This window comes from Nitrosospira sp. TNL300 (assembly GCF_055385915.1).
In genome coordinates this window covers 2431096-2452075 of the sequence record NZ_AP041005.1, presented here as the reverse complement: position 1 = coordinate 2452075, position 20980 = coordinate 2431096, and the positions used below count along the sequence as shown (strand labels likewise).

The window sequence follows — 20980 nt, the reverse complement described above, 5'->3', positions numbered from 1 at the left end:
GTTTCTCCGGATCTGTGCAATGGCGTACATACCAATTGAATCGTTTCACCTATTGTTGTAATTCGTAGCGCTATTTCGGCTCTGTGAGATGTCTGCTTTTCGACTCGGATTTCTGCCCCAGCGCGTGCGTAAACAGGAGGGCAGAGGACAAAAAGGGAAGAAGGGGAAGGGGAAGAGAGGAGGGCAGTATGAATATCAAAGAGGTATGGGCTCTCGTCAAAGCTTCTTTTTCGTCCTGGCTGGACGATTATGCGCCCAGCATGGGCGCGGCGTTGGCTTACTACACCATGTTTTCCATCGCTCCGCTTTTGCTGATCGTCATTTCGACGGCAGGACTTGTTTTTGGCGAAGAAGCGGTGCGTGGGGAAATCTTCGGGCAATTGCGCGACTTGATGGGTGATCAAGGGGCGTCCGCAGTGGAAAGCTTGCTGGCAAGTGTCAGCAAGCCGGAAGAGGGGGCGGCAGGCGCCGTGGTCGGAACAGTTTTGCTCCTGATTGGCGCAACCACGGTATTTGCCGAGTTGCAAGGCGCATTCGACCGTATCTGGCGCGCGTCCGGCAAAGACAAGGAAGGCGGGATATGGGAGCTGATCAGGACCAGATTGCTGTCGTTTGGAATAATACTCGGAATAGGCTTTCTAATGATGGTATCCCTCGTTTTCAATGCCGCCGTGTCCGCATTGGGAAAGTGGTGGGGTGGGTTTTTTTCAGGACTTGAAATTCTGGTAACGAGCCTGAATTTCATATTCAGCTTTGTTTTTACCATGGCTGTTTTCGCAATGCTTTACAAGTTTATGCCCAAGGTAAAAATTCAGTGGAAGGACGTGTGGCTGGGGGCAGGCGTTACCGCATTGCTGTTTACCATCGGTAAGTTTTTGATCGGTCTTTACATCGGGAAAAGCGCGATCAGTTCCGGATTCGGTGCTGCTGGATCACTGGTTGTCGTATTGGTGTGGGTTTACTACTCAGCTCAGATTTTTTTACTGGGTGCCGAGTTTACCTGGGTATATTCCCATGCTCATGGATCGCGAAAAAACCAGGAGATTCCCTCCAAAACCACTCCTGCCGCGCGAGGGGTAGCGGACAGAGATGGAGCAGTGGAAGGCTCTATCCCCGAAAAACATCAGGAACGCGCTTTTCGATAGCCTTTTGCTGTATCCGCATCGCTTCCTTTGATACCACTCTGGGTAAGAGACCGCAATAATTGCGCAGTTTGAGCGACGATATCGCTCAGGTCGAACTTCTCTTCGACGCGTTTTCGGGCTGCTTCCCCCATCCTGATACGGGTCGAATTGCTCGTCATCAGGGTGACGACATCATTGGCCAGGCCTTCCGTATTTCCGGGCTGTTTCAGCAGACCGGTAGCGCCTACCTCGACAATATCGACCACGCCCCCGACATTCGTAGCCACCACCGGCAGACCTGACGCCATCGCTTCCACGATCACAAGGGGCATCGCTTCAGAATACGAAGTTGACACGACGAGATCGAGGCAGGGGTAGATTTTTGTCATGTCCCGCTGCAGGCCCACCATATGAATGTGGCCTGTCAGATCGTGCTCGTCGATCTCGTTCTGGAGCTCTCGCCGCATCGGCCCTTCGCCCACCAGTACGAAATGGCAGTTCTTGAGCCTCTTGTGCGCTAGCTGCGCCACGCGAACAAACATTTCCGGCCCCTTCTCGGGTGAGAGGCGACCGATGAAGCCTACAAGGGGCGCTTCTGGCGGGATCTTGATCAAGGAATGAAGGTAATTGGACTTGGGAGCCGGATGGAAGATCTTTGTATCGATTCCGTTAGGAATGAAGCGCAGTTTTGTGCTTGGTACGCCCAGAGTCAACGCTTGAAAGTAGGCGGTTTTTGCAACCACATTGATATGAGTATTCATGAGCTTGTGCACTTCAAAATCGCGCATGCTCAGGTAGCGTCCGTGGACAGTGGCTATTGCCGGCGTGTCGGTCAACCTGCTCAGGATACCTGCAAGCGAGTGCGCATTGGGAAGGTGTGCATGGATGACATCGATCGCATCAGCCCGGACGAGACTCGCGCCAAGGAGGATAGACTGCCAGTCAGGCTCATCGGTGACAGGGGTGATGTGAACACTGCAGCCGATATCGCGTAATTGCGATGTTAGTTTACCTTCCGCCACACAGAGGCAGGTGACACGAAAAGTGTCCTGCGGCAGTCGCTCGAGCAATCTCAAGACGTAAGTTTCCATTCCACCGACGATGGAGGCCCCTATAATTTCGAGAAGATTGATAGGCCGTTCGGTGGTTGAAATGATTTTCACGTCAATTTATTCCCAGCCAGGCTGCGGCTGTCCCTCCCATGATCCGGTCGCGGCTGGACTTGTCCACGTCGAGACGTTCCAGCAGCGTTAACACATCGTCAATTCGGCTTTTTATCAAATCCGCGCTACAGGGCAAAAACACATCGCTGCCGAATTGCAATAAATCGGGTGTGAGGACGTCGATTGCTTTTCTCAGAACTTCAAGGCGGTAAACAGGAGGCGCGCCAAAGGAAATGTCGAAGCGAAACTGGCTGTTGTCAGGCGACACTCCGTTGATGAGGTCTATGAGACCTACCGCATTCGCCTCGTCGGACCACGGCCATCCGAGGTGAGCAAGGGTAACGCGCAGGTCAGGATAATCGCGTATCGCTTCATAAAAGCTGGGGCGACAGAAACGCCCCGATTTTCCATCGATGAAAATACCACTGTGGAACAGGATTGGAATCTTGAGGCGGCATGCTGTTTCATAAACGTCCCGTGCACAGTCGTCATAAGGGTACCATCCGGCTGGCACCATTTTGAGTCCATGAAGTCCCAACTCGTGTGCGCTGACAAGATCTTCGCACGCACCTTCTAACGAAGGGTTTATTACCGCAAACCCGATCAGGCGATCGGTATGATGACCTACAAGCTGGGAAAGATAATGGTTGGCCGACCTTAACGACGCACTGTCGTGCATGGAATACGCGCCGCTCAAAAACGGCGCAAGCACAACCGCCTTGTCCACCTGCGCCAGATCCAATGCCTGTAGAACGTCATCTACTTTTTCATCCCCTGAACAATGAATATGAGCGTCTATTATCATGCTCGATCACACTGCAGTTTTGTCGGCAACACGTTCTTCGTTGCCAGAGAATTGACTGATAGCTTCTGCTGCCTTTTTTCCTGCCAGGAAAGCATGATCGGAGTTGTAATATTCCCACTCGCTGTAGCGCCCGGCCAGGATAATATCTCGCTCCGAAAGCCATTGCCGGATGGTTTCAACGCTCTGCTTTCTCGCATGGTCATATACCACATAGGCGTACGGCATATCCACCAGATTGGCTGTAATCAATTTATCGTCCCGCGTAAACAAACCCACCTTGATGCAGTCTTCCACGCATCGGTCGATTAACTCCTGGCCATCGAGTGGCAGCGGCTTGGCCGGCGAGTAGGATATTTCGCAGGTGAGCCCAAATCCGCCCGGCGGATTGCAGGCAGGGCTTGCATTTCCTTGGAGGAAAACCCGGTGGAAGATGGTGTCTTCCGGATAATAGATCCAGTGCTTGTCTGAAATGTTTTCCCTACCGATACCCAGGTTGACGCAGCGCACCGAAACGTGGCGCAACGCTACTGCCGCTTTTTTGATTGGCAGAGGCGCTTCATCGCCAATGCTGCGGATCAATTCAGGCAGCGGGATCGTGCTGAGCAGGTACTGGTACCGGTAGCGCCTTCCATCCGCCAATGTAATCAAGTGTTGGTCCGGTGAAATGCGGGCGACATCTGCATTCAGTTCAATGGCGCCTTTGATGTGGGGAACAAAGCCAGACATCATGGCCTGAAATCCCCCGCGAAGAGGGTAACCAAAGCGCGCATTGGGCCCCATTGGTTTGGCGACAGGCCGTAGTGCGCCTTCTATGATTTCCTCCAGGTCGGGCAGGGGTACCCGGCCCCCAAGCCAGGAAGTTTCCATTTCTGTCAGTGGAACTGTCCAGAGTTTTCTGTTGTAAGGTATCGCAAAATGTTTCGCGATACCTGCCCCCCACACCCGGTAGATGAAATCTTCGAAGTTTTCTGCTTTGCTTCTTTCAACCACGCCTTCGGCGGATCGTACTTTGCCGGACTCGGTCGTTATACTCCCGATCCCATCCGCGCAGCAGTCGGATACAACGGCAGCGGCGCCATCTGTACCCTGGCAGGTTCCTTCCATTGATTTTGTGTGCGGAGTCTTTAATGCGCCATAGCGCGCTTCCATCGCGCCGACAATGCATTCCCTGATTACGTCCGCCGGCAGCCCGTAGAGTGCGCCCTGGAATGGATAGCGGGTATGAATGCCTTTGCTGTAAACCCAGGCTTCACGGTCTTGCCAATGAACGTTATTGCCGAGCAGAATCTTGTAGAGCCGATGAACATAGGCATCGTTTGAAAACATGATGTGACCGGCGTGATCAAAGGTGAAACCCTTGTCTTCAATCGAGCGGCACCACCCGCCGACAATCGGATTCTTGTCCAGCAGCAGCGTCTCTTCGTCAAGGTGATAGGCAGCACTCAATCCGGTCGGTCCCGCTCCGATAATGACAAACTTTCTGTTTTCGGCAGGGACAGGTTCCATGTTCCGATGGATGAGGGACTTGGGTCCCATGAACCGGTGTACACCCCTCGGGGATCCTTCGTTTTGCAGGGCGGCAACCTGCATGAGTTCATGCATTTTTTCAGTAGTTGTATTCCAGGAGGTTGCCGATACCATTTTCCGCATTCTCATAATCGTTTGCGTATTGTCTTCGGGGGTGGTCAGCAACGCGTTCTCGCAGGCCCGTATGAAAGCCTGCGGTGTATCTGCAATCGATACGACTTCTCCATACAGTTCCACTACATCTGCAACTGGTGTGCTGACTATGGGCAATTCGGCAGCCATATACTCCAGCGTCTTGGTCGGGCTGATGAAGCGTGTGGATTCGTTCAGTGCAAAAGGCAGCAAACATACGTTCCAGCCAGCCAGAAAATGTGGAAGGGCCTTATAGGGCTGCTGACCCAGGTAGTGGATGTTATGCCGTCGTGGCAATGCGCTTCGGCTGATCTTCGCGATGGGCCCAACCAGGACGATCTGCCATTGCGGATGCGCCTCCGCCAGACGACCGATGAGTTCCAGATCAATCCGCTCGTCTATCACGCCATAATAGCCGAGCCGGGGGCCGGGTATGTCCTCGTGAGCCGGATGGTGATTGCTCCGGTCCCTTGCCTGTTCAAAATGGTCGATGTCTACACTGCTGGGAAAGCAGTGCACGTTCGGATGGCGCGCTCGTTTTGCGCGGTAGAGGCTTGGTCCGCCGGTAAAAACGAGGTCCGCCATTCTCAACAGCGCGTTCTCCCGTTGAAGCATTTGCTTTGGTGGATTCTTGAAAGCAGCGAGTTCATCCATGCAATCATAGATAACCAGGGAGGGTTGCAGTTCCTGCAGCAGCGGTAGCGCCATGGGCGTATAAAACCAGACGATGTGCTCTTCTTCCAGAACAACGAATTGCTGCATCAGTTTGATCAGATGCGGCAGTTGCTCATCGTGAAAACCCGGCGCCGGGACCGGAGTATGAGGCTTGAGTACCGTAATGTTCGGCCCAGGCCGGGAGTATTCGATGAAGCTGTCATGCCGGTGCAGAGTGGGCTCTTCAATGAAAACAATTTTGTAGTTTTCAGCAAGCCGGGAGAGAAGATGTTGGGGCCGTTGATATACAAAGTCCCAGCGCAGATGGGAAAAAACAATAATTGTCGTCATTGGGATTCCTTGAGTGTTGGGTGGGACGAACGTAGTTCGACCGATGAAAAATCGAAATGGCCGTCTTTTTCCGCTGATCGCCAACCCACACTTTCCCGGATCGGCCGGAACCTGAAATCCTCCAGCAGAAAATAATCGTGATATGCCAGAGCCATATGCCGGATCACATGATTCATGGATAAAGGCAAGTCTGCACCATTAATCCGAATCTCCACAGTCTGGCTACCGAAAAGAACGAAATATCTTGTTATTACGCGCGCCCATCGCTGATGTCCGAGAGCTGAACCATAGAGAAGCTGCGCAAGTCTTGTGTCAAGCGTCATGCTTTTAGCATCGTTTGACTAGTTTGCCTACGAGGCAGGGCATATAGCTGCCGCTATCATCGGGGTTTTTATGGAAGACTACTGTGCGATAACGAACAATTCATGCATCACTCGTACAGCACTTCGGGTTTCATTGTCAGTCCATCCGGCTCTTCGATCCTTCGGCAAGTTCATAATCAGGCAAACGAGATGAAGGGTTCAGGCGAATGGAGATGAAGGATTCAGATTTGGTAGGTCGGGTCGAGCGCAGCGGAACCCGACGGTAGCGAACGGTGATGCTAGATGCCCTTCGACGGGCCTGTCCTGAGTCTGCCCAAGGGTCCTGAGCTGTTTGACCTTCAACAGACTCAGGTCAGGGTGAACGGGGACGAAGGCTCAGGACACGGGAGCGTGTAGCTCTTCGACGTGTGGGTGTCAGGGCGTCAAGACAACCTTGCGGCAGTCGTCTTCCTTTTTTTCGAAGATTTTATATGCGGTAGCTGCTTCAGCAAGTGACATCCGATGACTGATGATGACATCCGGTTGCAGCTTTCCGGATTCGATATGTTCCAGCAGTTCGGGGAGGAAGCGCTGGACATGAGTTTGCCCCATTCTGAAGGTCAGGCCTTTCTCGAAAGCATCACCGAAAAGGAAGGCATGGATAAAACCTGCATACACTCCTGGCACGCTGATCGTGCCGCCCCGCCTTACTGCTGCGATGCATTGGCGCAAGGCCCCGCCGCTGCTGCCTTCCAGTTTCAGGTTGGTCATGACGGTCTCGAGTGCGCTGCCTTTGGCTTCAAATCCTATTGCATCGATGGCCGCATCGACACCTCTGTAAGAAGTTTTCTCGACAATGACCTCAGCAGGATCGACTTCATCGAAATTGATGGGAAGTATGTCATATGTTTGGCGAGCGAATTCGAGTCGATACGGATGATGGTCGACCATGAAAATTGTTTCCGCCCCAAGAAGCCGCGCGCAAGCCGCCGACATCAATCCCACTGGACCCGCGCCAAAAATCGCTACGCTGGAACCTGGGCCTATATCTGCATTCAGAACAGCCCGATAGCCGGTCGGTAAAATATCACTCAGGAACAGGACTTTCTCATCCGGAAGCGTTTCGGGGATCTTGATTGGTCCCACGTTTGCCTTCGGCACTCGTACATATTCAGCCTGCCCTCCGGGCACCCCCCCATAGAGGTGGGTATAGCCAAAAAAGGCAGCACCTGAACGTACGTTTTTTCTGTTCATGATTGCTCCCCGATCCGGATTGGTCGTTTCACAAGCGGCATATAATTGCCTCTCGCAGAAGAAGCATTGTCCGCAGGCGATAACGAAGGGGACCACCACCCGGTCGTCTTTTTTCAACGTCGTCACCTCGGAGCCGGCATCAACGACTGTTCCCATAAACTCATGGCCGAGTATGTCGCCATTCTTGAGCTCCGGCATTTTCCCCCGATACAGGTGCAAGTCCGAGCCGCAGATCGCGGTGGCCGTAATCTTCAGGACAATGTCGTCCGGTTCCTGAAGTATCGGGTCAGGTACGGTATCCACGCGAACGTCGTAGCTTCCATGATAGGTGACTGCGCGCATCTGACTTCTCCTTGAGGGGAATTGGCTGTTTTAAAGGAAAAAGGCAAGTCTGACCCCTGGACTTCGTAATCCTCGACTCAGACTCGCCTTGTTACCTCGTTATTGATCCGGTGAGCAAATAGTATTATTAATTCAGCGAGTAAATAGTATAAATGTCATACCGACGGAAGCCGGTATCCAGTGACGTTCAAAGCACGCCATTATTGGTTAGGGCTGGATTCCGGTTTGCTGGATTCCGGGTCAGGCCCGGAATGACGAGATTCATAGTATTTCCTGGTCGGATTCAATATCTCGGGAGTGGCGCTTCTGGCGGTATCTCGCTGGCTTCTTCCGGGCTTATTATTCCGTTTCGATCTAGGTCCGCCCCTTCCCGAATATTACGATTGAGTCTTTCCTGCATCGGGTCGCGTCCGCTCATCAGGCCGCTTGGGGGAGGGCCGGACTGTACCGGGCCGATCTGTCCGGGGGCGAGCGGTGGCGGTGTGGAATCGTTTTGCCTCATCGAGGGTTTCGGCGGCATGGTAGGTGGGGGAGGTGGCTGTCCGATGATGTAACCGCTCCCCGGCGTCATTCCCTGGCCGGGCGGTTGTCCGACGATGGAGCCTCCCGGCCCCGGCGCAATCTGCGCATGAATTGCCACTGGCGCCAGGAAAAATGTGCCCGCCAGGAAGGATTGAGTCACAAATTTTGAAGGTTTCATGGCTGCTCCCATAATGGTTTCAGGAAATAACCGACCGATCGAAAACGGGATTCTATTTAAGGAAGACATGATTTTCGGTGCGGAATCGCACTAACAGCACCAGAGAACTACCCGGTGACTGAATCCGCTACCGCGAGCGAGTTGTGAAGCACTTCTATTGCCGCTTCCAGTAGGTGCTCAGTGGAAGCGGCAATGACTCGTCCATCCGAATTCAAGGTGAGGGGTTTTCCTGTCCAGTCTGTAATCTGTCCGCCCGCACCGTTAATTATCGGTATAAGTGGCAGGTAATCGCAAGGTTCCAGATTGTCCTCGACCACCAGGTCACAATAGCCGGAGGCGAGCAAGCCGTATGCATAGCAGTCGCAAACAGGACGAGTGATGGCGGCGACGCGGTACAACGTCTCGATCCCTGCATATTTCTCATCAGAATCGGCTCCTGGCGGGGTCGTGATATAAAGCCGAGCTGCGCCAATGGAGCGACAGCCGCTGACATTCGCCTGGCCATTGCTGATCCCATCCGTGAATATTGCCCTTCTGCCCGTTCCACCCCACCGCTCTCCCATCGCAGGAAGATCGACCAATCCGGCGATAGGTTGACCGGCATCCAGCAGGCCAATGAGTGTCCCGAACAGCGGATTTCCCATTGTAAAGCTCTTCGTCCCGTCAATCGGGTCCAGGATCCAGCTATAGCGTCCGCCAGGAGTGCAGTCATATTCTTCCCCGATAACGCCATGGTCCGGATATCGATCACGTATTGCGCTACGCAGCGTGCTTTCAATCTTGCAATCTGCAATCGTCACGGGGCTCGAGTCTTCCTTCCAGCGGATATCCAGCAAAGTACGAAAATATCGTAGCGCGATGGATCGGGACACATCAGCCAGGTGTTGGGCGAACTCTAACGCTTCCTCTTGATCCATCAGGTTTTCTGTACGATCTTTTTACTTTTATGCTTGCCCGGTGGGAGTTCCGCTCCCCCTGCCATCGTGCAGCAACACGCTGATTTCGCCGTCTTCTTCAAGATACGCAATTTTTACCTCCCTTAAATCCTCGATACCCTGTTCCCGTAATTTGGATTCTAGTTCTTCGACAGTGATCAGTTCCCTGCGCATCGCTTTACGCTGGATTTTGCCATTTTGTATGAGAGCCAGTGGAGGCGGCTGAACGATGCGGCGGATGGCGGGAAAATGAAAGCTCAGCAAGTCCAGAAGATAATTCCAGCCGGCAAGGGTAGCAATAAGGAGGCAGCCATCCGTGATGGAATCGTAATTCCCGGACATGCCGTTACTGGCCGCATCCGCGATCAGGACAAGCAGCATGACATCGGCAATGGCAATGGCGCCTACATCGCGGTGAAGTATCAGCCGGAACAGCAAAAAGATGAACCAGTAGATGACTGTTCCTCGCAGAATGATTTCGGCGGGATTTACGGAAAAACCAAAAAGACGAGACCAATCAACCATGCCTTTGCTTTGATCAGGGAACTTTGGGTGCGGGTCAGAAGCGAATGTGGCAGCGAGATGAGTTCACTGCGCATTCCGACGGTGACAGATAGGAAACCTGCAATGAATATAGGGAATCGCTTGGGTGGCCTCAGTGCGATAACGTACATTCCGAGCCTCTGCCATTGGGGTAGAGTGGTAACAGTCCGGCATGAATTGCTGCTGGCCCTGTTGCCAGGGATTGGGAAAACGGCTTCAGTGTTTCCTGAATGCAGGGATGCCTGACTTTCTGCGGGCGGCGTTTGTCGGCGATGCAAATTTGCTTGCGGCGCTTGCGGTATACCCTCGGCGGGGAGATTTCCGAACGAACAGGACAGTTGCGGCTAATCCGAGCGCGAAGGTTCCATAGACGATAAGCAGGGAACGCTGGGAAAGTCGGTGCTCAAATCCCGGCGTCAGTCGTTTCGGTGTAAAGTGAAAATCGACGACATAAGCCGCGAGGGTTGTTGCGACAGCCGGAGCAAGCACGGCTGCAGTGCTTTCAGCAGGCGGGAGTTGCTGACGAAGCTTTTCATACCCGATTGCCCAGAATACGGATGCGGCGTGATGTATCGCATAGCCGATAAGCGTGTATCGGAGGCTGAAGTCATCTTGATAAGGCGCATGTCTTCCCCATATCCATTGACTGGGTCCATTGACAGGGGCGGCAGACTTACCCAATTCAGCCTTGCCGAGGATCGAAAGCGCAACGGTCGACACAACGCTCGCCACAGTACCGGAAACGAGGCCGTTAAGAATTGCGCTGCTCCAGGTTTTTTCAGGATCAGTCATGACTGATCCCATACTTTATTTCCATTCTATAAAGATATGAAAATCCCGCGCGAAAAAACCCGATCTGTCTATACAATCTTAATTCCAGTATATCTGATTATCTGATATGTCCACCATTTTGATTACCGGCGCTTCCGGCTTCATCGGCAGCCATCTGGTTGTGGCATTGGCTGCTGCGGGACACAGAATCGTATGTGCCACCCGGCGAGGCCAACCGGAGGATATAAGGGATATAAGGGATTCGAAGGAATCTCAGCTTACTTATATCGCGGCAGATTTTACGCGCGATTTCGATATGGAGGTCTGGAAAAAACGCCTTGCCGGCATCGATGTGATGATAAATGCGGTTGGAATATTGCGGGAGCATGGGAGCCAAACCTTCCTGGCATTGCATGACCTTGCCCCAAGGGCGCTATTTGCGGCTTGCCAGGAAGCAAATGTGAAGGTCTTGCAGATATCCGCGCTTGGTGCGGACGAGAATGCGCGCAGCCGGTATCACCTCAGCAAGAAAGCCGCAGATGATGCATTGCTTGCCCCTCAGAACAAGAGGAACAAGAGTGTGGTCGTACAGCCATCGCTCGTATACGGGCCGGGTGGGACAAGCGCGCAACTGTTCAACCTCATTGCGAGCCTGCCGGTTATTCCGCTGCCCGGACCGGGAGATCAGCGGATACAACCGATTCATATTGACGACCTGACGCAAGCCGTGGTGATGCTCGTCGAAACCGATCGATATCTTGGCCAGCGTATCCCTCTGGTAGGGCCGGAACCCATCACCTTTCGAGACTATCTGCGTGAACTGCGGCATTTGATGGGGTTGGGGCCTGCCAGGTTTCTGCCGGTCCCTGCCGGATTTGTCGAGTTCAGTGCGCGCCGCTTAGGTCAGTTAAGCCAGCGGCTCGGGAAGGGTTTGCTGGACCTGGAAACATGGCAGATGCTTCAGCGGGGGAACATCGCCGATCCTGCCAGGACGGGTGCGCTGCTCGGTCGCAATCCCCGGCCTGTACGGGAATTTGCCTCAAAGTGGGAAGTGAAGGCCCTGCGCTTGTCGGCGCTCCTTGGCTGGCTGCAGATCGTGCTGCGTGTGTCATTGGCAGCAGTGTGGTTTGTGGCAGGTGCGGTATCGATGGGAATTTATCCGGTAGAAGAAAGCTATGTTTTGCTTGGCCGTGTGGGAATTACCGGCAGTCTTGCGCCAATAGCGCTTTACGGTGCCGCTGCAATGGATATTGCCTTTGGGTTCGGAACCCTTTTTCTCCGCAACCGCCGGTTACTCTGGATAGCTCAGGTCACCCTGATTGGCATCTATATGGTTGCCATCACTCTTTTTCTCCCCGAGTTCTGGCTGCATCCCTTCGGTCCGTTGATAAAAAATCTGCCCATCCTTGCAGTCATCCTGTTGCTGTACGAATTGGAGAAACGATGATCGAGTTGGAGGGGCAGTGAACGACTACATTATTGTAAAGTGGCTGCACATCCTTTCATCGACATTGCTGTTCGGTACGGGCATAGGCACAGCCTTTTATATGTTTTCGGCGAGCCTGACGCGCGACTCCGCCATTGCTGCTGCGGTTACCAGAAATGTCGTTACCGCTGACTGGATATTCACGGCGACGACCATCGTCATTCAGCCGCTTACAGGTTTTTATCTCGTCTACCTGGCAGAAATTCCCGTGACCAGCAGATGGGTAATGTGGTCGACAGTTTTATACCTGATCGCGGGAGCTTGCTGGCTTCCGGTGGTATGGCTCCAGATACGGATGCACCGGCTCGCTGCCGATGCGAGCAACAGAAAGGACGAACTGCCGCCTTTGTACTGGCAGTACTTCCGGTTCTGGATCGGATTGGGTATTCCCGCGTTTGTTGCACTGGTTGCTGTATTTTACCTGATGGTGGCCAAGCCGATATGAACAGCGGTTCTGAGCAATGAAAGATAGCTGCGTGCTTCATGAATGCCCCGTTGCACTTCTTTTAATCGATGTCATTAATGATCTGGAATTCGAGAGCGGACAACATCTCGTTGAATACGCGGCGCCAATGGCGCGAAACATCTCGTCCCTTAAAGCTAAAGCCAAGAAACTCGGCATTGCCTGTCTATACGTGAACGACAACTTCGGACAATGGCAATCCGATTTCAAACATCTCGTGTCGCGTTGTGTAGAAGACGGTGTCTGCGGAGCTCCGATTGCCCGTGAGCTTGCTCCTCAACAGGACGATTACTTTGTCCTCAAGCCGAGGCATTCGGGCTTTTTCCAGACGCCTCTGGATCTTCTGCTCCAGAGCCTGCATGCGAAAAAGCTCATCCTTTGCGGCCTTACCACGGATTCCTGCGTGCTGTTTACCGCCAACGATGCCTATCTGCGCGGTTTTGAGATCCACATTCCTTCCGACTGCTGCGCAGCGATAAGCAAAAGCAGACATACAGACGCCCTGGGCCAGATGCGACGAACGTTAAAGGCTGCCACGGCGGAATCAGTCCGCATCGATCTGGAACAATTACTGGTTGATAATAGTCGATAAATAAGCTGGGATTGTCTCCGGGAAGAATCCCATTTCTTGCCGTCCACGCTCTCCCGCGTCGCTGCAATCCGGTGCTTCCCGCCCCCGTTTTCCCGGGCTCCTTCGAGCTTCCGGAAGGCACATAATTTCTTGACTAACCGTTCGTTTAGCTATAAATTTCAGTATCCCTTCTTTCCGGCAATTACCGCTTCTCTCCGTACTTACTCTAAAGGTCGCAAACAATGACTCTCGGTCTTATCGACTTGCCATGGTGGGGTTATATCGCCGTTATCCTCGGCCTTACTCATATAACCATAGCCAGTATCACAATCTTTCTGCATCGTCATCAAGCTCATCGCTCACTGGATCTTCATCCCTTGCCGAGTCATTTTTTCCGCTTCTGGCTGTGGCTCACGACCGGGATGGTCACCAAGGAGTGGACAGCAATACACCGGAAGCATCACGCCAAGTGTGAAACTGTCGATGATCCCCACAGTCCGCAAATAGTCGGGATCGCCAAGGTGCTGAGGGAGGGATCGGAGCTCTATCGCGCAGAAGCCGAAAACATGGAAACCATGGAAAGATACGGCCATGGTACGCCGGATGACTGGCTGGAGCGGAATATCTATGACAGGCACAGCCGCAAAGGTGTGGCCCTGATGCTGATCATCGATGTCATCCTGTTCGGGCCGATCGGCCTTACCATCTGGGCCATCCAGATGGCATGGGCGCCCATCATGGCTGCGGGCGTGATCAATGGGGTAGGGCATTACTGGGGCTACCGCAATTTTCAGGCTGAAGACGCGAGCACGAATATCGTTCCCTGGGGAATTCTCATTGGCGGAGAGGAGCTGCACAATAACCACCACGCTTATGCCACTTCCGCGCGCTTATCCAACAAGTGGTATGAATTCGACATCGGCTGGATGTACATTTGCATTCTCCAGTGGATGGGGCTGGCGCAGGTGAAGAAGGTGGCGCCGAAACTGCGCCTCGATGCCGCAAAGACGGAGTGTGACGCAGATACACTGCAAGCCGTCATTTCCCATCGCTACGAAGTACTGGCAAAATATGCCCAGTCTCTCAAACAGACGCTGGCAAAGGAAATTGACCATCTGAAAGAAGCGGCGACAAATCTTGGCGTTGACCGTTCCACACTCAAGCGCTGGGTGCTTGCGGACTCCAAGACCCTGCAGGAAGACGAGCGGGCGAAGCTCAATCTGGTGCTGAGCAAGACGAGCACGCTGGATAAGGTTTACAAAATGCGTGAGGAATTGATAACAGTGTGGCAGCGCTCCACTTCATCCAAGGATGAGCTGGTCAAACAGCTGGAAGACTGGTGTCACCGCGCCGAGGAAAGCGGCATCGAAGTGCTGCAGAATTTCTCCCGCAGATTGCGCTGCTATGCTTAAAGCTTTCTAAAGCTTAAGAAAAATTACGTAGAGCTCAATTAGAGCTCAATTCATAGGCTCCAAAACAGGAAGCCCGCCAAATGGCGGGTTTCCTGTTTTGGAGCCTATATTTTCTTGAGCTTATATTTTTACAATACTTCTTCCAGGGCTCCCCTGATCTCGGTGCGAGGAAATCTATTTGAGCTTGGTTTCCTTGTACTTGACGTGCTTGCGCGCAACCGGATCGAATTTGGTAATTTCGATTTTTTCCGGAGTGGTGCGCTTGTTCTTGGTTGTGGTGTAGAAATGGCCCGTTCCCGCCGAGGATTCGAGCTTTATTTTTTCTCTCATGGTAATGTCCTTATCTTGTCCTTAGATTACCTTGTCGCTACCTTATCGATACAGGTCAAGTTGCCGACTGAATGTGTCCTTGAATGCGCTTTAAACTCTTAGATGCTGTCGCGGCGTGCGCGCATTTCAGCCAGCACTGCATCGATGCCATTCTTGTCAATGGTACGAAGCGCTTCATTGGACACGCGCAGGCTGATCCAGCGACGCTCACTCTCAACCCAGAAGCGGCGGCGTTGCAGATTGGGCAAAAAACGCCGCTTTGTTTTGTTGTTCGCGTGGGAAACGTGGTGGCCGGTCATGGGCTTCTTCCCGGTAACTTCACATACTCGTGCCATGATTGATCCTGTCCGAAAGCGGAAAAACGAATATTATATCCCGATTTTCAGAATTTCCTCAAATCAAATCAATCCTCGTTCGGCAAACGACATGGTCGCGCCCCTTCCAACAATAAAATGATCCAGCACTCTCACACCGACGAGCAGAAGTGCCTGCTTCAGGGATTGCGTGAGAACCTCATCTGCGTGACTTGGCTCAGCCGCCCCCGAAGGATGATTATGTGCAAAGATCACAGCCGCGGCATTATGATGGAGTGCCCGTTTTACCACTTCACGTGGGTAAACGCTGGTCTGTGTAAGGGTGCCCTGGAACAGTTCTTCGGTTGCAATGACCCGATTCCGCGCATCGAGAAAAATGCTCACGAAGACCTCGTGCTCCTTCCCTTCGAGGCTGAGGCGCAAATAGGCTCCCACAGACCCTGGCGAATTCATCGCATCGCTGCTTTTCAGTTCTTCTTCCAGCGTGCGGCGCGTCATTTCCAGCACTGCCTGCAACTGCGCGAACTTCGCAGGACCCATTCCCGGCATCTGGCAGAACGCGCTTTGGTCTGCGGCAAAGAGCCCGGTCAAGCCCTTGAAACGTTTGAGCAGTTCTCTTGCCAGATCCACAGCGCTCTTGCCGGCGATGCCCGTACGCAGGAATATCGCCAGCAGTTCTGCATCGGAAAGGTATGCGGGCCCATTCTTCAGGAGTTTTTCCCGCGGACGCTCGGCTTCGGGCCAATCTGAAATCGGCATAATAATAAATGTAGCAATGTAGCGAGGAGTTGTTCAGAGGTTCCTGAGCTTAAACGTCAGTTCGCCAAAAAACTGTAGTTGAAGAACATATCGTTTCGTAAAGCGATGCGAGTTTTGGAAGTTTTGGGTTAGACTCCTGTTTTTTTTGGAGTGATTTGGTTGGAGACTGGCAGGATCACGCCTGAGGCAAAGCGCGTGCTTTTGGGGTTGACTGGGGGAGTTGCGGCATATAAGGCGGCGGAACTGGCGCGCCTTTTGATAAGTGGTGATGTGGAGGTGCAGGCAGTCATGACGGCTTCAGCCTGCCGTTTTGTCGGCACCGCAACGCTACAGGCCCTGACCGGCAGGCCCGTATTTACCGAGCTGTGGGATGCCAGCGTAGCCAACAACATGGCTCATATCGACCTTTCACGCAACGTCGATGCAATTGTCATTGCGCCCGCCAGCGCCGACTTTATTGCCAAGGTTGCCCATGGCCTTGCGGATGATCTGCTCTCCACATTATGCCTTGCGCGCGCCTGCCCCTTGCTGATTGCTCCCGCAATGAATCGGCAGATGTGGGAGAATTCCGCCACCCGTCGCAATCTCGAGACGTTGCGCAGGGATGGGGTGACAGTGCTGGGTCCTGCCAGCGGAGTGCAGGCGTGTGGCGAAACCGGCATGGGATGCATGCTCGACGCGCATGAGCTCGCAGAAGCGGTGCACGCTTTTTTTCAGCCCAAACCGCTGAAGGCCAAGCGCGTACTCATCACTGCCGGACCTACGTTCGAAGCGATCGATGCAGTTCGGGGCATAACCAATTCGAGTTCCGGCAAAATGGGTTACGCAGTGGCGCGTGCTGCAGCCGAGGCAGGAGCGGAAGTAGTCCTCATATCTGGCCCCGTGTGCCTGGAAGCGCCACCTGCTGCCCGGCTTGTCAGAGTGACAAGCGCGCAGGATATGCTGGTGGCCGTAAAAAGCGAAGTTTCACACGCCGATTTTTTTATAAGCGTCGCTGCCGTGGCCGACTATCGTCCCAAAAGCGCCAGCGAACACAAAACGAAAAAAAACGACAGGAATATCATGTTGGAGCTTGTTCCCAATCCCGATATTCTTGAATACGTGGCAAATCTGCCCGATCCGCCGTTTTGCATCGGTTTTGCTGCGGAGACTCAAAATCTGGAAGAGAATGCCGAAGCCAAGCGCCGCCGGAAAAAGCTTCCACTTCTTGCTGCCAATCTCGCCCAGGAGGCGATAGGCGCGGAGGAAGTTGCGTTGACGCTCTTCGATGATTCTGGCAAGCACCCCTTACCGAAATCACCGAAAATCAACCAGGCGCGACGCCTCATCGAGCACGCAGTATCGCTTTATGATAAATGGCAGAATTTTAATTCATGCAAAAAATAGATATCAAGATTCTCGATCCGCGCCTGAAAGGCCATTTGCCCGCCTATGCGACCTCCGGTTCCGCCGGCCTCGACTTGCGAGCCTGCATCGAGCATGTTATGACGATTCAGCCTGGAGAAGCTCACCTTATCCCCACCGGAATTGCGATGCACTTGGCCGACCCCGAGCTCGCCGCACTAGTGCTCCCTCGCTCCGGCCTTGGCCACAAGCATGGCATTGTGATGGGAAATCTGGTGGGATTGATCGATTCAGATTACCAGGGACAGATATTCGTATCGTGCTGGAATCGAGGGCAAGCGCCTTTCCTGCTGAACCCGATGGAGCGCATTGCGCAACTCGTAGTGGTACCCGTCGTGCAGGTTGGTTTCAACGTAGTGAATGACTTCGAGCAAAGCGAGCGGGGAGCGAACGGATTTGGCAGTACCGGGAAGCACTGATGCGCATCTTCGCCTTTATTCTCGTTTTTCTTTTATCGGCGCCAGGCAGGGCAGAAATGCCGGTACGCCAGCTCAGGATATCCCACCACACTTTTTCGGTTGAAGTGGCGCATACGGAGCCTGCCCGGGTCCAGGGATTGATGTTTCGACAATCCCTGGGTGAAAACGACGGAATGCTGTTCGTGTTTTCTCACCCTGAACGCTACAGCATGTGGATGATGAATACGGACATCCCCTTGAGTGTTGCTTTCCTGGATGAAAAGGGCGTTATTCTTAACATTGCCGACATGATGCCGCGCACCGCCACGGCGCATAGCTCAGCTGGTGCGGCAAAATATGCGCTCGAGATGAATCTCGGCTGGTTTGCCGCAAGAAACATCAAGCCGGGCCGGCGAATCGAAGGTCTCGAAAAAGTGCCGTCAGCGGAATGATCTATTGATCCGGCCAGAAAATACTATGAATCCCGTCATTCCGGGCCTGCCCCGGAATCCAGTAAACCGGAATCCAGCCCAAACCAATAATGGCGTTTTGAACGTCATACCGGCTTCCGCTGGTATGACGTTTGTACCGGTTGCTCGACGACTGCTCGCCGATTCAACAAGGGGACGCCGGTATCTCTCGCAGCCCTCGCGCTTGTTCATCGGTTCCTTTAGCGCATGCCGGGCAGCATTCCCTTCATGCTTCGCAGCATTTTCGTCATGCCCCCCTTATTCATCATTTTCATCATTTTTTGCGCCTGCTCGAACTGCGCCAGCAGCCGATTCACCTCCTGTACCGTGACACCTGCCCCAGCAGCAATGCGGCGCTTGCGCGAGGCCTTGAGGATTTCCGGCTTGAGACGTTCCTGGGGAGTCATGGAATTGATGATGCCCTCGGTGCGGCCAATCGCTTTGTCATCGACTTTCACATTCTGGGCAGCCTGGCTCAATTGAGCTGGCAATTTGTCCATCAGTGCACCCATGCCGCCCATGTTTCTCATTTGTTCAAACTGCATCTTGAAATCGTTCAGGTCGAAACTTTTGCCCGATTTCATCTTTTTGGCGAGTTTCTCGGCCTCCTGCTGATCCACGCCGCGCTGGGCTTCCTCGATCAGTCCCAGTACATCGCCCATTCCCAGAATCCGTGAGGCCATGCGGTCAGGATGGAACGGCTCCAATCCGGTCAGCTTTTCAGCGACACCAGCGAATTTGATTGGTTTCCCCGTTACGTGAAGCACGGAAAGCGCCGCCCCGCCCCGCGCATCTCCATCCAGCTTTGTCAGTATTACGCCCGTCAGGGGCAGTGCTTCGGAAAATGCCTTGGCGGTGTTGACAGCATCCTGTCCTTGCATGGCATCCACCACGAACAAGGTTTCGACGGGCTTCAGCAATGTTTCCAGCTGGCGAATTTCTGCCATCATTGCTTCGTCGATGGCGAGGCGTCCGGCCGTATCCACGATCATCACATCATGGAAGTGCCGGCGTGCGAAATTAAGTGCAGCGGCGGCGATCTCTTTCGGCTGCTGTCCCGCTTGAACCGGAAAGAACTCGGCACCCGTTTGTCGCGCCAGCAGTTCCAGTTGCTGAATGGCGGCTGGCCGGTAGGTATCGCAGGAGACAAGCAACACTTTTTTCTTTTTTTGTTCCATCAGCCACTTCGCCAGCTTTCCGCTGCTCGTGGTTTTTCCGGCGCCTTGCAATCCCGCCATGAGAATCACTGCGGGCGGGACAGTGGCAAGGTTGACATCTGCTTTCTGGCCTCCCATGAGGGCGATCAGTTCCTGATGGACTACGCCCACCAATGCCTGTCCTGGGGTAAGACTGCCGATTACTTCCTGGCCGACTGCTTTTTCCTTTACCCGCGCAATAAATTCCTTGACCACCGGCAGAGCGACGTCAGCTTCCAGCAGCGCCATGCGCACTTCCCGCAACGCTTCCTGTATATTGGTTTCGGTCAGTCGTGCTTCACCCCGCAAAGTCTTGATGACACCTGAAAGCCGACTGGTAAGATTGTCAAACATGCAAAATGCCTCTCTGGAAAAATTGGTGTAGACTTAAGGAACCGCTGAATAAATCCTTCACAGAGCGCGTTGCTGTCAATATCGGGATGATCGCAAGGCGCGCGACGAAGGTCGTAGCTTGGACTACGATGCCAAGGAGCGCAACAAAGTGAGCGCCCGATTTTGCTGCAACCCGAATGGGACGGAGCTTTGCGAGTGATCTGCTTTGTCAGGCTCCTAGCGAAGGGGGTCAACCATTCGCGTCGTCACCTTTCGCGCATCTCATCCCGCAAAGCCACCGTCGCGCCTGCGAGGATTTGTTCAGCGGTTCCTTCACTGAGGGTTTCATTTAATCTGCAATATCAATGTCCGATATTTTAGCCTATCTCGCTGCCTTCCTGCTCTATGCACTGATCGGCTGGCACTTCTGGCGCACCCAGTGGAATGTTCCCGCAAGGTCAGCGGGCCGTGAGGTTGCCACTGCGGGATGGGAACGGTATGTCATTGTCGCGCCCCTGGTATTGCACGGCTATACATTGTATGAATCGGTGTTTGCAGGGGTAGGATTGAATTTCGGCGTGGGCAGCGCGGTTTCTTCCATCGTATGGCTCACCGCCATGATCTACTGGCTATCCGGATTTTTTTATCGGCTGGAGGGGTTGCAAACACTGGTCGCCCCGGTTGCGGCCGTGGCGGTACTGCTGCCGCTGGCATTTCCTTCCCTGCGTCCCCTGGCCAATACCGAGTTCCCTGCTTTCAAGGCGCATATCTCGATTGCCATGCTGGCTTACAGCCTGCTGACCATTGCCGCACTGCATGCGTTGCTCATGGCAGTGGTGGAGCGGCGGTTGCATCACCACCCGACCTTGCCCGCGGTACTTACCAACATGCCGCCACTGCTGACCATGGAAAACCTGCTGTTTCGCGTCATCTGGGTGGGGTTCATACTACTCACGCTCACGCTCATCAGCGGTATCGTCTTCTCGGAAGAGGTCTTCGGGCAACCCCTCAAATTCACGCACAAAACTCTGTTCGGCATCATCTCATGGTGCGTGTTCGCAGCGCTGCTGGTAGGCAGACAGTTATACGGCTGGCGTGGCCGCATTGCCATTCGCTGGACGCTGAGTGGATTCATCATTCTCCTGCTGGCTTATCTCGGCAGCAAATTTGTACTGGAAGTGATCCTGCAGCGCTAGCAGCACCTGTATCATAAAACAGGTATAGTTGGGGTGGAAAAAGTG

22 protein-coding genes are annotated in these 20980 nt (G+C 53.6%); 9 read left to right on the top strand and 13 right to left on the bottom strand.

Features of this window, described 5'->3' with window-relative positions:
* Positions 1–188 precede the first annotated feature (188 nt).
* On the top strand, positions 189–1145 hold the full coding sequence (locus ACZ5BW_RS11190; RefSeq protein ID WP_464539936.1) for a YihY/virulence factor BrkB family protein: 957 nt from the start codon (positions 189–191) through the stop codon (positions 1143–1145).
* On the opposite strand, the gene ACZ5BW_RS11185 is transcribed toward ACZ5BW_RS11190, so the two are convergent.
* From ACZ5BW_RS11185 to ACZ5BW_RS11145, 9 genes are all read right to left on the bottom strand, one after another.
* Positions 1124–2287, bottom strand: coding sequence for a glycosyltransferase family 4 protein (locus ACZ5BW_RS11185; RefSeq protein WP_464539934.1), 1164 nt, complete (start codon positions 2285–2287; stop codon positions 1124–1126). The genes ACZ5BW_RS11190 and ACZ5BW_RS11185 overlap by 22 nt on opposite strands.
* Position 2288: 1 nt before the next feature.
* The gene (locus ACZ5BW_RS11180) at positions 2289–3092 is read right to left on the bottom strand and encodes an amidohydrolase family protein (protein WP_464539932.1); all 804 of its coding nucleotides are present in this window, start codon (positions 3090–3092) and stop codon (positions 2289–2291) included.
* A 6-nt stretch (positions 3093–3098) separates the two neighbouring features.
* Entirely contained in the window at positions 3099–5756 is a 2658-nt protein-coding gene (locus tag ACZ5BW_RS11175; protein WP_464539930.1) for an NAD(P)-binding protein, read from the bottom strand.
* Complete coding sequence (locus ACZ5BW_RS11170) at positions 5753–6079, bottom strand: hypothetical protein (protein ID WP_464539928.1); 327 nt, start codon at positions 6077–6079, stop codon at positions 5753–5755. Before ACZ5BW_RS11170 ends, ACZ5BW_RS11175 begins: the two co-directional genes overlap by 4 nt.
* 414 nt (positions 6080–6493) lie before the next feature.
* Positions 6494–7654 (bottom strand): zinc-dependent alcohol dehydrogenase, encoded by a 1161-nt coding sequence (locus tag ACZ5BW_RS11165; RefSeq protein ID WP_464539926.1) that lies wholly within the window; start codon positions 7652–7654, stop codon positions 6494–6496.
* Positions 7655–7937: 283 nt separating this feature from the next.
* Positions 7938–8354, bottom strand: a complete 417-nt coding sequence (locus tag ACZ5BW_RS11160; RefSeq protein ID WP_464539924.1) for a hypothetical protein — start codon at positions 8352–8354, stop codon at positions 7938–7940.
* 107 nt (positions 8355–8461) lie between these two features.
* Positions 8462–9271: an inositol monophosphatase family protein gene (locus ACZ5BW_RS11155; protein WP_464539921.1), complete on the bottom strand. Its 810-nt coding sequence runs from the start codon at positions 9269–9271 to the stop codon at positions 8462–8464.
* A 27-nt stretch (positions 9272–9298) separates the two neighbouring features.
* Positions 9299–9814 (bottom strand): DUF421 domain-containing protein, encoded by a 516-nt coding sequence (locus ACZ5BW_RS11150; protein WP_464539919.1) that lies wholly within the window; start codon positions 9812–9814, stop codon positions 9299–9301.
* A gap of 234 nt (positions 9815–10048) precedes the next feature.
* Positions 10049–10624 (bottom strand): hypothetical protein, encoded by a 576-nt coding sequence (locus ACZ5BW_RS11145; protein WP_464539916.1) that lies wholly within the window; start codon positions 10622–10624, stop codon positions 10049–10051.
* 106 nt (positions 10625–10730) lie between these two features.
* Between ACZ5BW_RS11145 and ACZ5BW_RS11140 the strand changes: the two genes are divergently transcribed.
* The 4 genes from ACZ5BW_RS11140 to ACZ5BW_RS11125 all read left to right on the top strand — a co-directional run bounded on the left by ACZ5BW_RS11140 (position 10731) and on the right by ACZ5BW_RS11125 (position 14535).
* A complete protein-coding gene (locus ACZ5BW_RS11140) occupies positions 10731–12050 on the top strand; it encodes an NAD(P)H-binding protein (RefSeq protein WP_464539913.1) in 1320 nt (439 codons plus the stop codon).
* A 16-nt stretch (positions 12051–12066) separates the two neighbouring features.
* A complete protein-coding gene (locus ACZ5BW_RS11135; RefSeq protein ID WP_464539911.1) occupies positions 12067–12534 on the top strand; it encodes a DUF2269 family protein in 468 nt (155 codons plus the stop codon).
* A gap of 16 nt (positions 12535–12550) precedes the next feature.
* Complete coding sequence (locus tag ACZ5BW_RS11130) at positions 12551–13144, top strand: cysteine hydrolase family protein (RefSeq protein ID WP_464539909.1); 594 nt, start codon at positions 12551–12553, stop codon at positions 13142–13144.
* 221 nt (positions 13145–13365) lie between these two features.
* Entirely contained in the window at positions 13366–14535 is a 1170-nt protein-coding gene (locus tag ACZ5BW_RS11125) for a DesA family fatty acid desaturase (RefSeq protein WP_464539907.1), read from the top strand.
* Positions 14536–14709: 174 nt separating this feature from the next.
* Here the strand turns inward: ACZ5BW_RS11125 and rpmG are convergent, their stop codons facing one another.
* The 3 genes from rpmG to radC form a co-directional block, all read right to left on the bottom strand.
* Positions 14710–14865 (bottom strand): 50S ribosomal protein L33, encoded by a 156-nt coding sequence (gene rpmG / locus ACZ5BW_RS11120; protein WP_011381442.1) that lies wholly within the window; start codon positions 14863–14865, stop codon positions 14710–14712.
* Between the two features lie 98 nt (positions 14866–14963).
* Entirely contained in the window at positions 14964–15200 is a 237-nt protein-coding gene (gene rpmB / locus ACZ5BW_RS11115; RefSeq protein ID WP_074744918.1) for a 50S ribosomal protein L28, read from the bottom strand.
* Positions 15201–15263: 63 nt separating this feature from the next.
* On the bottom strand, positions 15264–15938 hold the full coding sequence (radC, locus tag ACZ5BW_RS11110) for a RadC family protein (RefSeq protein ID WP_464539902.1): 675 nt from the start codon (positions 15936–15938) through the stop codon (positions 15264–15266).
* 159 nt (positions 15939–16097) lie between these two features.
* Between radC and coaBC the strand changes: the two genes are divergently transcribed.
* The 3 genes from coaBC to ACZ5BW_RS11095 are packed head-to-tail and all read left to right on the top strand — an operon-like array spanning position 16098 to position 18192.
* Positions 16098–17324, top strand: coding sequence for a bifunctional phosphopantothenoylcysteine decarboxylase/phosphopantothenate--cysteine ligase CoaBC (gene coaBC, locus ACZ5BW_RS11105; RefSeq protein WP_464539899.1), 1227 nt, complete (start codon positions 16098–16100; stop codon positions 17322–17324).
* Entirely contained in the window at positions 17312–17761 is a 450-nt protein-coding gene (gene dut / locus ACZ5BW_RS11100) for a dUTP diphosphatase (protein WP_464539896.1), read from the top strand. The genes coaBC and dut overlap by 13 nt, the downstream gene beginning before the upstream one ends.
* Entirely contained in the window at positions 17761–18192 is a 432-nt protein-coding gene (locus ACZ5BW_RS11095) for a DUF192 domain-containing protein (RefSeq protein ID WP_464539893.1), read from the top strand. Before dut ends, ACZ5BW_RS11095 begins: the two co-directional genes overlap by 1 nt.
* 218 nt (positions 18193–18410) lie before the next feature.
* Here ACZ5BW_RS11095 and ffh read toward each other — a convergent pair whose 3' ends face one another.
* Positions 18411–19760 carry a signal recognition particle protein gene (ffh, locus tag ACZ5BW_RS11090; RefSeq protein WP_464539890.1) on the bottom strand — a complete coding sequence of 450 codons (1350 nt, stop codon included), beginning with the start codon at positions 19758–19760 and terminating at the stop codon, positions 18411–18413.
* A gap of 344 nt (positions 19761–20104) precedes the next feature.
* Between ffh and ACZ5BW_RS11085 the strand changes: the two genes are divergently transcribed.
* Positions 20105–20935 carry a cytochrome C assembly family protein gene (locus ACZ5BW_RS11085; RefSeq protein ID WP_464539887.1) on the top strand — a complete coding sequence of 277 codons (831 nt, stop codon included), beginning with the start codon at positions 20105–20107 and terminating at the stop codon, positions 20933–20935.
* The last annotated feature ends 45 nt before the right edge of the window (positions 20936–20980 follow it).